The sequence below is a fragment of the Micromonospora sp. NPDC048835 genome, from assembly GCF_040649995.1.
Classification (GTDB): Bacteria; Actinomycetota; Actinomycetes; order Mycobacteriales; family Micromonosporaceae; genus Micromonospora.
In genome coordinates, this window is sequence record NZ_JBEZGM010000028.1 from 20,010 (window position 1) to 33,742 (window position 13,733).

At 70.2% G+C, this 13,733-nt stretch carries 11 protein-coding genes; 4 read left to right on the forward strand and 7 right to left on the reverse strand.

Annotated features, from left to right (window positions below; genetic code table 11):
* The first annotated feature begins 14 nt into the window (after positions 1–14).
* From AB0C15_RS26565 to AB0C15_RS26575, 3 genes are read left to right on the forward strand one after another with little or no spacing between them, the layout of a single operon-like run.
* Positions 15–680 carry a hypothetical protein gene (locus tag AB0C15_RS26565; protein ID WP_357356320.1) on the forward strand — a complete coding sequence of 222 codons (666 nt, stop codon included), beginning with the start codon at positions 15–17 and terminating at the stop codon, positions 678–680.
* 52 nt (positions 681–732) lie between these two features.
* Positions 733–1,299, forward strand: a complete 567-nt coding sequence (locus AB0C15_RS26570) for a TetR family transcriptional regulator C-terminal domain-containing protein (RefSeq protein WP_357356322.1) — start codon at positions 733–735, stop codon at positions 1,297–1,299.
* 59 nt (positions 1,300–1,358) lie between these two features.
* Positions 1,359–2,543 (forward strand): low temperature requirement protein A, encoded by a 1,185-nt coding sequence (locus tag AB0C15_RS26575; RefSeq protein WP_357356324.1) that lies wholly within the window; start codon positions 1,359–1,361, stop codon positions 2,541–2,543.
* Between the two features lie 128 nt (positions 2,544–2,671).
* Here the strand turns inward: AB0C15_RS26575 and AB0C15_RS26580 are convergent, their stop codons facing one another.
* The 4 genes from AB0C15_RS26580 to AB0C15_RS26595 form a co-directional block, all read right to left on the reverse strand.
* Entirely contained in the window at positions 2,672–3,988 is a 1,317-nt protein-coding gene (locus AB0C15_RS26580; RefSeq protein WP_357356326.1) for a hypothetical protein, read from the reverse strand.
* Between the two features lie 14 nt (positions 3,989–4,002).
* Positions 4,003–5,529, reverse strand: coding sequence for an alkaline phosphatase D family protein (locus tag AB0C15_RS26585; RefSeq protein WP_357356328.1), 1,527 nt, complete (start codon positions 5,527–5,529; stop codon positions 4,003–4,005).
* Positions 5,530–5,649: 120 nt separating this feature from the next.
* Positions 5,650–6,630, reverse strand: a complete 981-nt coding sequence (locus tag AB0C15_RS26590; protein ID WP_357356330.1) for a hypothetical protein — start codon at positions 6,628–6,630, stop codon at positions 5,650–5,652.
* Complete coding sequence (locus tag AB0C15_RS26595) at positions 6,627–7,928, reverse strand: MFS transporter (RefSeq protein ID WP_357356332.1); 1,302 nt, start codon at positions 7,926–7,928, stop codon at positions 6,627–6,629. Before AB0C15_RS26595 ends, AB0C15_RS26590 begins: the two co-directional genes overlap by 4 nt.
* A 215-nt stretch (positions 7,929–8,143) precedes the next feature.
* Between AB0C15_RS26595 and AB0C15_RS26600 the strand changes: the two genes are divergently transcribed.
* On the forward strand, positions 8,144–9,523 hold the full coding sequence (locus tag AB0C15_RS26600) for a DNRLRE domain-containing protein (protein ID WP_357356334.1): 1,380 nt from the start codon (positions 8,144–8,146) through the stop codon (positions 9,521–9,523).
* A 181-nt stretch (positions 9,524–9,704) separates the two neighbouring features.
* On the opposite strand, the gene mmsB is transcribed toward AB0C15_RS26600, so the two are convergent.
* The 3 genes from mmsB to chvE form a co-directional block, all read right to left on the reverse strand.
* Positions 9,705–10,955 carry a multiple monosaccharide ABC transporter permease gene (gene mmsB / locus AB0C15_RS26605; protein WP_357356336.1) on the reverse strand — a complete coding sequence of 417 codons (1,251 nt, stop codon included), beginning with the start codon at positions 10,953–10,955 and terminating at the stop codon, positions 9,705–9,707.
* The gene (gene mmsA / locus AB0C15_RS26610) at positions 10,952–12,490 is read right to left on the reverse strand and encodes a multiple monosaccharide ABC transporter ATP-binding protein (RefSeq protein ID WP_357356338.1); all 1,539 of its coding nucleotides are present in this window, start codon (positions 12,488–12,490) and stop codon (positions 10,952–10,954) included. Before mmsA ends, mmsB begins: the two co-directional genes overlap by 4 nt.
* Positions 12,491–12,573: 83 nt before the next feature.
* Positions 12,574–13,716 carry a multiple monosaccharide ABC transporter substrate-binding protein gene (gene chvE / locus AB0C15_RS26615; protein ID WP_357356340.1) on the reverse strand — a complete coding sequence of 381 codons (1,143 nt, stop codon included), beginning with the start codon at positions 13,714–13,716 and terminating at the stop codon, positions 12,574–12,576.
* Between the last annotated feature and the right edge of the window lie 17 nt (positions 13,717–13,733).

Here is a 13,733-nt window from a genome sequence, read left to right on the forward strand (position 1 = left end):
GAAGAAGGACCACGATGACCGACACGAAGGCACCCACCACGGCGCGGGTGGGCCCGCTGCTGCGTCGGGCGGCCAGGGCCGAGGCCGCCACGTGGCGCAGCTTGTACGTCTGGGCCCGCCGCCGCCCACTACCGCTGGAGCCCGGCGACGAGCCGTTCGGCTACCTCGGCGTGGTCAAGCCGATCCTCGGCATCTTCATCGCCCTGTCGGTCGTGGAGATCCCGATCTTCGACATCGTCGTCACCCACGTGGTGCCGTGGCGGCCGGCCCGGTGGATCGTGCTGGCCCTCGGCATCTGGGGTCTGCTCTGGATGATCGGCCTGTTCGCCAGCATGACGATCCACCCCCACCTCGTCGGCGACCAGGGCCTGCGGGTGCGGCTCAGCTCGGGTGTCGACATCTGGATCCCGTGGACCGACGTCGAGGCGCTGCGCAAACGCCACCGCTCGTTGCCGTCGAGCAGGTCGGTGCAGGTCGAGCAGGAGGGCGACCGCCGGGTGGTCTCCATCTCGGTCGGCAGCCAGACGAGCATCGACGTCCTGCTCCGCCGGCCGCTCACCTTCGACCTGGCCAGGACCGGAGCCATGCCCATGAACGAACTGCGACTGTACGCCGACGACCCCGACGGGCTGCTGCGCAGCGCGCGGGGCACTCCCGCCGGCACCACCGTCAGCCGGTGACCGCCGCCGCTGGCGGGGCAGCCGGATCACCCACTGTGAAACGATCGAGGCCATGCCCAAGAAGGTCGACCACCAGGAGCGACGCACCCTCATCGCGGACGCGCTGATGCGGGTCGCCGCGGATCAGGGCCTGGAGGCCGTGAGCCTCCGACACGTGGCTGCCGCGGCCGGGGTGTCCGCCGGAATGGTCCAGCACTACTTCCGGACCAAGGACGAGATGATGGCGTTCGCCCTGAGCGTGGTACGCGAACGCAGCCAACTCCGGGTCACCGGGGCGGTGGCGGGGCTCGGTGCGAACCCGGCGCCTCGGCTGCTGCTGCGTACGATGCTCGCCGCGCTGCTGCCGCTCGACGACCGCACCCGCGACGACGGGCGGGTGGCGCTCGCGTTCCTCGCCTACACGGCGGTGCGACCATCGGCCGCGCCCGGCCTGCACGAGGACACCGCACAGTTCACCGCGTTCATCGCCAGCGTCCTCCCCGACCGTCACGGTGCCGCCGCCGCGGCCGGCCTGCTGGCGTTGATGGAGGGGCTCGGTGTCTACCTGCTCGGTGGTCAGTACACCGCCGACGAGGCCCTGAACGCCCTCGACGCCCACCTCGACCTGCTCTTCGGCTGATCGCGTCACAGCTGGGCGTTGGCCCCCGGCCACCGTGCCGAAGAGACCAGGATGGGCGGATGAGCCGCGTCCACCGAGCCCGGCCGGTGCTTGTCGAGGAGGCGCACCGGGCCACCACCTTCGAGATCTTCTTCGACCTGGTCCTGGTCTTCGCGCTCACTCGGCTCATCGGTTTCATGGCGGAGTCGCTGAGCCCACTCACCCTCTACCAGGGGCTGCTGCTCCTGCTCTGGTTCTGGTACGCGTGGAGCTGCTATGCGTGGCTGGCCAATCAGGTCCGCGCGGACAACGAGCCGGTGCTCGCCGGGATGCTCGCGGCGATGGCCGCCATCTTCGTGGCCGCGCTGGTGATTCCGGAGGCGTGGCAACGCCACGACGGCGCGCTGAGCCCGCCGCTCACCCTGGCCGTCGCCTACATCGTGGTACGCGGGCTGCACCTCGCCCTGATGACCTACGCCTCGTCCGGCAACGCGCGCTACCGCCGGCAGACGCTGCGCTTCGCCGTGTCCACCACGCTCGCCTGGGCTCCGCTGGTGGTGGGCGCGGCCCTCGGCGGGGCCGCGCAGACGGTGCTGTGGACGGTGGCGTTCCTCCTCGACTACGGCGGCGGTCGGATCGCCACCGCCGCCAGCTTCGGGGAGGTCCGCAGCGGAGCCCACTTCGCCGAACGCCACGGCCTGGTGCTGATCATCGTGCTCGGCGAGTCCCTGCTGTCGGCCGGGGCCGGCGCGGGCCTGACATCGATCGCCTGGCCGGTCCTGCTGGCCTCGGTGTTCGGCTTCGCCGCGACCGTGTGCCTGTGGTGGCTCTACTTCGTGCGCGTCGCCCCGGCCGCCGCGACGGTGCTGACCTCGGCGTCGCCGCGCTCCCGGCGTCGCCAACAGGTGGCGTCGGACGCGTACACGCTGGCACACCTGCCGCTTGTCGCCGGGGTCGTCTACTTCGCCCTGGGCATCCACCTGGTCCTCGCGAGCCTGACGGACCAACCCCGGCACCCCGCCGGGGCGCCTGTGGGGTGGACGGCGGCGACGGTGCTCTACGGCGGTGCGGCGCTCTACCTCACCGGTCGACTGCTGATCCTCCGGTTGACCGTGGGTGGCTCGCCGACTCGGCTCGCCGCGATCGGCGTCGTCCTCCTGGTGCTGCCGGTCGCCCGGACGCTGCCCGCGCTGGCGGCCCTCGGGCTGCTGACGGCCCTCCTCGCCACCCTGGTGCTGCACGAGCGGCTGACCAACGCCGCCTGACCGCGTCGTAGCGGGATTCGTGCCGCCCCCGCCCACCTCGGCCACCCCGTCGTCCCGTGGCGGGAACGACGGGGTGGCGAAGGCCGGCGGCGAACCCGACCGGGCCGTCTGACCGGGGCCGGTCACCTTCAGTGCGTCGTCGCACCCGCCCGCGCCTTCAACCGGCGCAGCTCGTCGGCGGACATCAGCCAGGTGGAGTTCGTCGTCCCCAGCCCGAGGAGCACCTGGTCGAAGGAGTTGCCGTCGTTGTCGTCGGTGTAGCAGACGCTCACCTCACCCCACGGCGACGCGGCGACGGCGAAGTGCTCCTGGCGACCCGTCGTGGTCTGGCTCAGCGCCTGGGCGGCGAGCCGGCCGGTGGACGTGCCGTCCGGGTTGAGCCCGCGCGCCCAGACGTCCGGGTTGGCGCCGGACACCGTCCAACCGACCACGGCGTTGTCCTGGTCGTCGATGCCGACGCTGGGCACGACGGCACCGGTGCCGGTGGACACCTGAACCTCGTCGTGCCGGGCGGTGCCGGCAGCGGTGAACGACCGGGCCCAGACGCCCCGGGTGCCGGTGTGGTCGGACTCCCACCCGACGGTGAAGTCACCGGCGAAGTTCGCCGCCACCGAGGCACGTTGCTGCTGCCCGCCGCTCTGCGCGTTGGCCGTCCGCCGGGACAGCACCACCGCACCGTTGGACCGGGCCAGCCGGGTCAGCCCGATGTTGTACGAGCCGTTCGCGTCGGCGTCCTCGTCCCAGACCACCAGGGCCTCGCCGGAGGCGGACACCGCCACGTCGGGGCGGTGGTGCTGGCCGGTCGTCTGCGAGGCCGTCACCTCGTACGCCTTGGTGGTGGCCGCGGTGAAGCCGGCGGCCTTGACGGTGGCGGGGGCGGTGCCCTGCACGTCCTCCCACACCACGGTGAAGCCGACGGCGGCGGTGTTGCTTGGCGCGCCGTCCGGGTCGACCGAGACCTTCGGCCAGATCTGCTGCCCGGCGTCGCTGGCGTTGACCTGGCCCGACCCGAGCACCGCGCCGGCGGGTGACACCACCCGGTACTGGATGTTGTAGACGCCGTTGCCGTCGCCGTCGGCGGCCCAGACCACCACGGCGTTGCCCCGGTCGTCGAGCCCCACGTCGGGGCTGAGGTGCCGCCAGGCGGCACCACTGGTTCCCCCGGCGGAGAGCTTCAGCTCGTACGCGGGTGTGCCGTCGCGGAACAGCCTGAGGTAGATCTCGCTGCGCGTGTCGTCCTGCGGGGCGGTGCTGTCCCGGTCGTCCTCCCAGACCACCGCGACGTGACCGTTGCGGTTCATGGCGATGGAGGGCAGGTCCTGGTCGCCGGTGGCGACGCTGTTCGCGGTGGTCCAGGTGACCGCCTCGGCGGTCATCGCGGTCGGGGCCGGCACCACGTTCGGGACCAGCAGGGACACGGTGAGCAGTGCGGTTATCGGGGTCATGGTTGCTCTCTCCCTCAGCCGGCCTGCAGGCCGGGCTGGCCGTCGAGGATGACGAACGAGCGCACGGTGGAGGCCGCGGCGCCGTGTTCGGTCACCGTGTTCACCGCGCGGAAGTCCGCGCGGACCTGGCTGCGGCTGATCGTGGTACGGACGTAGCCGCGCCGGTCGGAGTGGAACTTGAGGTGCGGGTTGGCCGCCGCGTTCGGGACGGTGGTGCTGCCGCTGCCGTTGCCGGTCGAGCTGATCGAGGTGCAGACCAACTCGGTGCCGATGGTCGCCGAGTTGGCGTCTGCGTAGTCGGCCTTGAGGTCGTTGGCCCAGGAGCGGTGCACGTCGCCGGTGAGCACCAGCGGGTTGCGTACCCCACGCTGCTGCCAGCCGGTCTGGATCCGGCTGCGGGAGGCCCGGTAGCCGTCCCAGGCGTCCATGCTCGCCGCCCCGTTCGCGTCGAGCTGCTGGGCGAAGAAGACCTGCTGGCCGAGGATGTCCCAGGTGCCGTAGCGCTGGGCCAGCCCGTCGAGCAACCAGGCCTCCTGGGTGGCGCCGGTCAGCGACCGGGAGGCCAGGTCCGCGTCGGCGCAGACCTTCCAACCGTCCCCGCAGGCCTGGTCGTCACGGAACTGCCGGGTGTCGAGCATGTGGAAGGTGGCGAGCTGCCCCCACCGGACCCGTCGGTACAGCGGGATGCTGTTGCCGGTGGCGGCGGAGGCCGGCCGCAGCGGCATGTTCTCGTAGTAGGCCCGGTACGCGGCGGTCCGCCGCGCGGTCCACTGGGCCGCGGTGAGCGTGGGGCTGCTGTCGTTGCGGACCATGTTGGCGTAGTTGTTCTCCACCTCGTGGTCGTCCGGCACCACCAGCCAGGGCGCCGCCGCGTGGGCCGCCTGCAGGTCCGGGTCGGACTTGTAGAGCGCGTACCGGCGGCGGTAGTCGGCGAGCGACACGATCTCGGTGCCGACGTGCTGGCGCACCGTGGAGCTGCCGACACCGCCCTCGTAGATGTAGTCGCCCAGGTGCAGGATCAGGCCGGGGTTGTCCTCGGCCATCCGCCGGTACGCGGTGTAGTAGCCGGCCTCGTAGTGGGCGCAGGAGGCGAAGGCCATCACCAGGTCGCGGCCGAAGGCGCTGGGGGCGGGGGCTGTCCTGGTCCGCCCGACCGGCGAGATCTGCCCCTGCGCGCGGAACCGGTAGTAGTAGTCGGAATCGGCGGCGAGCCCGCCCGCGATGGCGTGCACGGAGTGCGCGTCGGCGTACCGGGCCACCACCGAGCCGGACGCGACGAGCGAGGTGAACCTGTCGGTGGTGGACACCTGCCACTCCACCGTCACGTCGGCGTTGGCCATGCCGCCCTGCCCGTCGGCGTTGAGCGGGGATGGTGCCAGCCGGGTCCAGAGGACCACGCTGTCGGGCGCCGGATCACCTGACGCCACACCGAGTTTGAAGGGGTACGGCACCGCGGCGCGGGCACCCTGACGGGGTGTCAGCGCGACTCCGGCGGTCACGAGTCCACCGAGGACGAAGATGCGACGGCTCAGCCTTGTCATGGTCAACAGCCTCGGGAGCGTCGATGAACGGCGATGGCTGCGGGGCGGAATCCGACATGACGGAATGCTGTCCGCGTGAAGGCATTCAGGTGTCCGGGCCGCCGGGCCCGGGACGACCCGTCAGGTCAACGGCGACGGCGACTCAGCGCCGGGGATCATCAGCGCCGGCGCACCGGAGCCGTCCGCCGGGACGCTCCACACGTCGGGCTGACCGTCGTCCCGGCGCAGCGTGTAGGCGAGTTTCCCGGTGTCCAGCCAGGCGGCCTGGTCGTCGACGCTGCGGGTCTCGGCGGTCGCGGTGACCCGCATGCTCGCCAGGTCGAGGACCGACAGCCGCCAGCCCTTCGCCGGGTCGGCGTCGACCGCCTCCTTGAACGCGAGCCGGGTGCCGTCCGGGGACAACGACGGGCACTCGACGTTCTCCTTCAGCGTCTCGACGGTACGGGCGGCGAGGTCACCCCGGACGAGGTACCGCTTGCCCCCGGTCGACATGCTCGCGTAGAAGCGGTTGTCGTCGGCCGTGAAGGTGACACCCCAGTAGTTGACGTCCGGGTTGCGGTAGGCCCGGCCCTCCCGGGTGATCGTGAACTCCTCGAGCGAGGACACCGTGGCACCGGTGCGGCCGTCGAGGATCCCGGTGCGGGTGGAGAAACCACCTGAGGTGTACGAGTCGCCACCGACGAAGGTGGTCCAGGAGACCATCCGGCCGGAGGCCGAGACCCGGGCCCGGTTCGGCAGACCCGGCACGCTCACCGCCCGGGTCTGACGCAGCGTCGCGTCGAGCACGACGACCTGGTACGACCACGCCGTCTCCGGCTTGAGACAGACCCCGGTGCCAGCCGCGGCGTACACCCGCAGGCATTCCAGGCCGGCGACGGTACGCGGCCCGCCGGGGTCCGTCGCGGCGACGGTGGAGACGTGCCGGTCGGTGATCGCCAGCAGGCGCGGCCCGGGTGTCAGGGTGACCGCCTGCTCCCCGCTGGTGGCCGGCGGCGGCGGCGCCTCTGCCGCCGTCGCGGCGTAGCCGGCCGCCACCGCGCCCAGCAGCACGGCCGAGGCGACCACCACGCCGAGCTTGGCTCGGTTCGACATCGCGGTCATCGGGGCACCTTCCGGGTGGTGAGTCGGGACGGGGGGACCAGCAGGAGCAGCGTGCCGACCAGGACGCCCGCGACGGCCACGGCCGCCGCGCGGACCGCGTTCTCCGGCCCCCACGCCTGCCAGGCGAGACCGAAGAGCACCGAGGAGACGAGGTACGCGAGGGCCTGCCCGGTCTGCACCAACGCGATTCCGGTGGTCCGCAGCCGGGCCGGCAGCACCGGGCCGGCAAGCGCGATGAGCACGCCGTCGGTGGCCGCGTAGAACGCGCCGTAGAGGGTCAGCGTCAGCGCGATCAGCGGCCACCCGTCGACCGGGCCGGCAAGCAGCAGGTACGTCACGCCGAGGGCGGTGTAGCCACCGATCACCACGGGCAGGCGGCCGACCCGGTCGGCGAGGACGCCGAGCGGGGCGGCGAGCAGCAGGTAGGCCAGGCTGGTCCCCACCGCGAGCAGCGGGAACCAGCGCAGTCCAAGGTCCATCCGGCGTTGCAGCAACAGGTAGACGAAGCCGTCTCCGATGGTGGCCAGCCCGAGCATCGCGGCGGCCAGCACCAACCGCCGGGCCGGCCCGCCGCGGAGCAGGCCGAACGCCTCGCGGACGGAGACCTTCGCATCGTTCGGCCCGTCCGCCGTCTCGCCGTCGGCCACCGCGCCGGGCGGGTGTTCCCGGACGAAGAGGACGAGCACCACGACGGCCAGGGCCGCGACGCAGAAGCTGGTGACGAAGACCGCGTCGTACGACTGCCCGACGACGAGCAGGACCGCGAACGCGGCGAGCGGCCCGAGGAACGCGCCGACGCTGTCCATCGCCCGGTGCACCCCGAACGCCCGACCCAACGCCTCGGGCGGCGTGGAGAGCGTGATCAGCGCGTCGCGCGGGGCGCTCCGCACGCCCTTGCCGATCCGGTCGACGGCGATGACGGCGCCGATCGCCGGGATCGACCGGCCGGCGAGCAGCAGGCCGAGCTTCGCGACCGCGGAGAGCGCGTACCCGATGCCGGCGATCAGCTTGCGTCGCCGGAACCGGTCGGCGGCGAACCCACCGACGACCCGGAGCAGCGCGGTGGCACCGGTGTGGACACCGTCCAGCACGCCGAAGGCCACCGGGCTGAGGTGCAGGCCCAGCACCAGATACAGCGGTAGGACCGCGGCGACCATCTCGGCGGAGACGTCGGTGATCAGACTGACCGTGCCGAGCGCGACGACGTTGCCGCTGACCATCGCGAACCGGCGGCGTCGGGGTCCCGATCCGGGCTGGTCGGCGACCGGACGGGAGACGGTCGACAGGTACACGCGCATCTCCTCGGGTCGACGACTGACGGTCAGCCATCGTGGCGACCGGGCCGGAAGGGCCGCAAGGGACCGTGGGTGTCAGGCGGACATGCGACGGATGAACACACGACTAACATCGAGGAGTTTCGCTGTTTCAGCGTACTGTTCATGTGGCGGCAGTGCGCCGGTTCATCGGCCTTCCTACATTCCTTGCGCTCTTCCCACGAGGTAAGGAGTCCTGCATGGACATTCGATTCCCCCGCCCGTCGGTGACGCTGGGGGTGGTCACGGTGGTCGTCGCCGCGACCGCCGCCGTCGTCGTGACCGGCGCCGGCGTGGCGTCGGCGGCGAGCGTGACCTTCACGCCGGTCGCCGACACCTACGTCCAGAGCGACACGGCCGCCACCAACTACGGCACGTCCACGCAGGTCGTGGTCGACAACTCACCGGCGCGGCGCTCGTTCCTGCGTTTCACCGTCAGCGGTGTCAGCGGCACCGTGACAAGCGCCAAGCTGCGGCTGCGCACGATCAGCGGCAACAGCGGCAGCGACGCCGGTGGCACGTTCCGCCGGATGTCCAACACCACCTGGTCGGAGACCGGCACCACCTGGAACAACCAGCCGGCCATCGACGGGGCCACGCTCGGCACCGTCGGCGCGGTCAGCGGCAACAGCTGGTACGAGGTCGACGTCACGGCCGCGGTCACCGGCAACGGCACGTACAGTTTCGGTGCCACCTCGGCCAGCGGCGACGGCGCCTACTACGACACCCGCGAGAGTGGCGCGGACGCCCCGCAACTGGTGGTCACCACCGGGACCACCACGCCACCCCCGTCGGGTGACCCGGTGCTCGTCGGTGCCGGCGACATCGCCGACTCGGGCTCCGGCGACAGCGCCACCGCGACGTTGCTCGACACCATCTCCGGGACCGTCTTCACCACCGGCGACAACGTCTACGACAGCGGCACCGCGTCGCAGTTCAACAGCTACTACGAGCCCACCTGGGGTCGGCACAAGTCCCGCACCCGTCCGTCGCCGGGCAACCACGACTACAACACGTCGGGCGCGACCGGCTACTACAACTACTTCGGTACGTCCGCCGGCCCGAGCGGTCGCGGCTACTACTCGTTCGACCTGGGCAACTGGCACGTCGTGTCGCTGAACTCGAACATCAGCATGTCGGCCGGCTCGACTCAGGAGCAGTGGCTGCGCGCCGACCTGGCGGCCAGCAGCAAGCCCTGCACGATCGCGTACTGGCACCACCCGCTCTACACGTCCAGCTCCAACCACGCACCCTCGACGTCGACGCGCCCGCTCTACCAGGCCCTCTACGACTACAACGCCGACGTCGTGGTGTGGGGACACAACCACGTGTACGAGCGGTTCGCCCCGATGAACCCGTCCGGTGGCGCCGACTCCAGCCGGGGCCTGCGCAGCTTCGTCGCCGGGATGGGCGGCGCGAGCCACTACGGCTTCGGCACCATCCAGCCCAACAGCGAGGCGCGCAACAGCTCGGCCTGGGGAGTCCTGAAGTTCACCCTGCACAACACCAGCTACGACTGGCAGTTCGTACCAGTAACCGGCCAAACCTACACCGACACCGGCACCGCCACCTGCCACTAACCCCCACCCTGCCCTGCCCTGCCCCACCCCACCCCGTCGATCTTGCAGTTTGTGTCGCGACTTTTGCCGCGAAAGCCGCATAACGTCGACAGAAAGTGCAAGATCGCGGGGTTCGGGCTCACCTACGCAGATGGCCCCTGACCGTTGCCGGTCAGGGGCCACGTGCGTGTCGGGCCAGGTGTCAGCGAGCCGTGCCGGCGCGACGCTTGTTGTAGACGTCGAAGGCGACCGCCACGAGCAGGACGAGCCCCTTCACCACCGACTGGGTCGACTGGTCGATGCCCATCAGCTGCATGCCGTTGCTCATCACCGCCATGATCAGACCACCGACCATCGCGCCCACCACGGTGCCCACGCCGCCGGTGACCGCCGCGCCGCCGATGAAGGCCGCAGCGATCGCGTCCAGCTCGAACATGTTGCCGGCAGCGGGCTGCGCGCCGTTGGACCGCGACGAGTAGATGACGCCGGCGACCGCCGCCAGGAAGCCCATGTTGACGAACATCCAGAAGTTGACGGTACGGACCTTCACCCCGGACAGCGCCGCCGCCGACAGGTTGCCGCCGATCGCGTAGACCTGGCGACCGAAGACGGTACGCCGGGTGAGCAGGCCGTAGACCAGCACCAGGAACGCCAGGATGATCAGCACGATCGGCAGCCCTCGGGCGTGTGCCAACTGCCAGGCGAAGTACATGAGGACCGCGCCGACGAGCACGACCCGGGCGACGAAGAGCGGGAACGACTCGACGGGCTGCTGGTAGCGGATCCGTGCCACCCGGGTGCGGAAGCCGCTCACCGCGTAGCCGGCCACGGCGATGGCGCCGATCAGCAACGTGAAGGCGTCGAACCCGTTCCCGCCGAGCAGGCCGTTGAGGAAGCCCGCCGCGACCTGCTGGTACTCCGACGGGAACGGCGACAGCGAGATGTTGTCGAGCACCCGCAGGGTGAGACCCCGGAAGAGCAGCATGCCGGCGAGCGTCACGATGAAGGCCGGAATGCCGGCGTACGCCACCCAGAACCCGTGCCAGGCACCGACCGCGACGCCGACGACGAGCGCGGCCACGATGCCGACCCACCACGGGTGACCCTGCTGGATCACCAGGACGGCGGAGACCGCTCCGGTAAGCGCGACCACCGATCCGACCGACAGGTCGATGTGCCCGCCGATGATCAGGATGACCATGCCGATCGCGAGGACCAGGATGTACGAGTACTGGAGGACGATGTTGGTGATGTTGCCGGGGCTCAGCAGCACCCCGTCGGTCAGGACCGCGAAGAGCGCGACGATGACGACCAGGGCGACGTAGATCCCGCTCTGCCGCAGGTTGTTCAGCACCAGCGCCCGCAGGTCGCTCGTCCCGCTGTGCAGGGCGGCGGCGGGTGCGCTGTCCGAGGGCGTCGGGCGCTCCGTCGAAGGGGTCTTGATGTCGGTCATCCGACGAGCTCCTTGTCCTTTGTCATCAGCTCCATGAGGGTCTCCTGAGTTGCCTCGGCCACCGGCATCTCGCCGGTGATCCGGCCGGCGGCGAGGGTGTAGATCCGGTCGCACATGCCGAGCAGCTCCGGCAGCTCGGAGGAGATGACGATCACCGCCTTACCGGCTGCCACCAACCGGTTGATGATCGTGTAGATCTCGTACTTGGCGCCGACGTCGATGCCCCGGGTGGGTTCGTCGAGGATCAGCACGTCCGGGTCGGTGAACAGCCACTTCGACAGCACGACCTTCTGCTGGTTGCCGCCGGAGAGCTTGCCGACCACCGCCATGACGCTCGGCGTTCGGATGTTCATCTCCTTGCGGCTCGTCTCGGCAACCTTGATCTCCTCGTTGCCGTTCACCCAGCCCATGCGGGACAGCCGGTCCAACGCGGCGGCGGACACGTTGCGCCGCACGTCGTCGATGAGGTTGAGGCCGTAGCGCTTGCGGTCCTCGGTGACGTAGGCGATGCCGTTGTCGATCGCCTCGGCGACGGTGCGCGCCTGCACCTCCCGCCCGTGGACGAAGAGCCGGCCGCGGATGTCCCGGCCGTAGGAGCGGCCGAACACGCTCATCGCCAGCTCGGTCCGCCCGGCCCCCATCAGGCCCGCGATGCCGACGACCTCGCCGGCGCGGACGGACAGGCCGACACCCTCGACGACCATCCGGTCCTGGACCGGGTGCCGCACCGTCCAGTCCTCGATCCGGAGGACCTCGTCACCTGGCGACGACTCGCGGTCGGGGTAGAAGCTGTCCAGGTCGCGCCCGACCATGCCCCGGATGATCCGCTGCTGGCTGACGTCCTCGGCCTTCATGTCGAGGGTCTCCACCGCCCGCCCGTCGCGGATGACGGTGGTCGAGTCGGCGATGGCGGTGATCTCGTTGAGCTTGTGCGAGATCATGATGCAGGTGATGCCCTGCTCCTTGAGTGCCCGCAACAGGTCGAGCAGGTGAGCCGAGTCGATGTCGTTGAGCGCGGCGGTCGGCTCGTCCAGGATCAGCAGGCGCACCTTCTTCGACAGCGCCTTGGCGATCTCCACGAGCTGCTGCTTGCCGACGCCGAGCTGGATCACCGGAGTGACCGGGTTCTCGTGCAGCCCGACGGACGCCAGCAGCTTCGCCGCCTCGGCGTTGGCGAAGTTCCAGTCGATGAGCCCGCTGCGGCCGCGCCGCTCGTTACCGAGGAAGATGTTCTCCGCGATCGACAGGTACGGCACCAGGGCGAGCTCCTGGTGGATGATGACGATGCCGTTGGCCTCGCTGTCGCGGATGCCACGGAACTGCATCGGCTTACCGTCGAAAAGGATCTCGCCGTCGTACGAGCCGGACGGGTAGACGCCGGACAACACCTTCATCAGGGTGGACTTGCCGGCGCCGTTCTCACCGCAGATGGCGTGGATCTCGCCGCGGCGCACGGCAAGGGTGACGTCCTCCAGCGCGGTCACGCCGGGGAAGGTCTTGGTGATACGACGCATCTCGAGGATGGTGTCGTCCATGGTCACTGTCCTCCGTCAGGTCTGGGCACGGTACGCGCCCAGGCGTCGGGCCCGGCGGGTGACCGCCGGGCCCGACGAGTGGCTTACTTCTTGGCCTGACCGGCGGCGACCTCTTCCGCCGTCCAGTAGCCGGAGTCGATCAGCGTCGCCTTGATGTCGTCCTTGTAGACGGTCGCGATCGGCAGCAGGTACGCCGGGACGACCTTGACGCCGTTGTCGTACGTCTTGGTGTCGTTGGCCTGCGGCTGCTTCTTCTGCAGGAACGCCTCAGCGGCGTTGACAGCCTGCTCGGCGAGCAGGCGGGTGTCCTTGAAGACCGTGGAGTTCTGCACGCCGTCGTTGATCAGCTTGATCGAGGCGATCTCCGCGTCCTGGCCGGTCACCACCGGCAGCTTCTTCGCGCCCTTGCCGTAGCCGGCGTTCTGCAGGGCGGTGATGATGCCCCGGGAGATGCCGTCGTACGGCGACAGCACCCCGTCGACCTTCGAGCCGTCGTTGTAGCTGGAGGTGAGCAGGTTCTCCATCCGCTTCTGCGCGGTCTCCTGCTGCCACCGCAGGATGGCGACCTGCTCGGGGGTGGTCTGCTTGGACTTGACGACAAGCGTCCCGTTGTCGATGAACGGCTTGAGCGTGTCCATCGCACCGCCGTAGAAGTACTGGGTGTTGTTGTCGTCGAGCGAACCGGCGAAGATCTCGACGTTCAGCGGCCCCTTGGCCGTGCCCTTCGAGCCGTCCTTGTTCAGCAGACCGAGACCGACGAGCAGGGCGGTGCCCTGGGCGACGCCGACCTTGTAGTTGTCGAAGCTGACGTAGAAGTCGACGTCCTTGCTGCCACGGATCAGCCGGTCGTAGGAGATGACCGGGATCTTCGCGGCTGCGGCGGCCTGCAGCTGGCTGTTGAGCGCCGTGCCGTCGATCGCCGCGATCACCAGGACGTCAGCACCCTGGGTGATCATCTGGTCCACCTGCTGTGACTGGGTGGGGATGTCGTCGCCGGCGTACTGGAGGTCGACCTTGTAGCCCTTCGCCTCGAGCTTGGACTTCACCGCGTTGCCGTCGGCGATCCACCGCTCCGAGGTCTGGGTCGGCATCGACACACCGATGGTCAGGTCGCTGGGCTTCTCGCCGCTCTTGTCGCCGTCGCCGCCCGCACCCTCACCACTGCACGCCGCCAGGCTCAACGCCAGCGCCGCGCTGCCGAGCGCAACCAGGAATTTCCTGCGCACGGGGTTCTCCTCTCTGG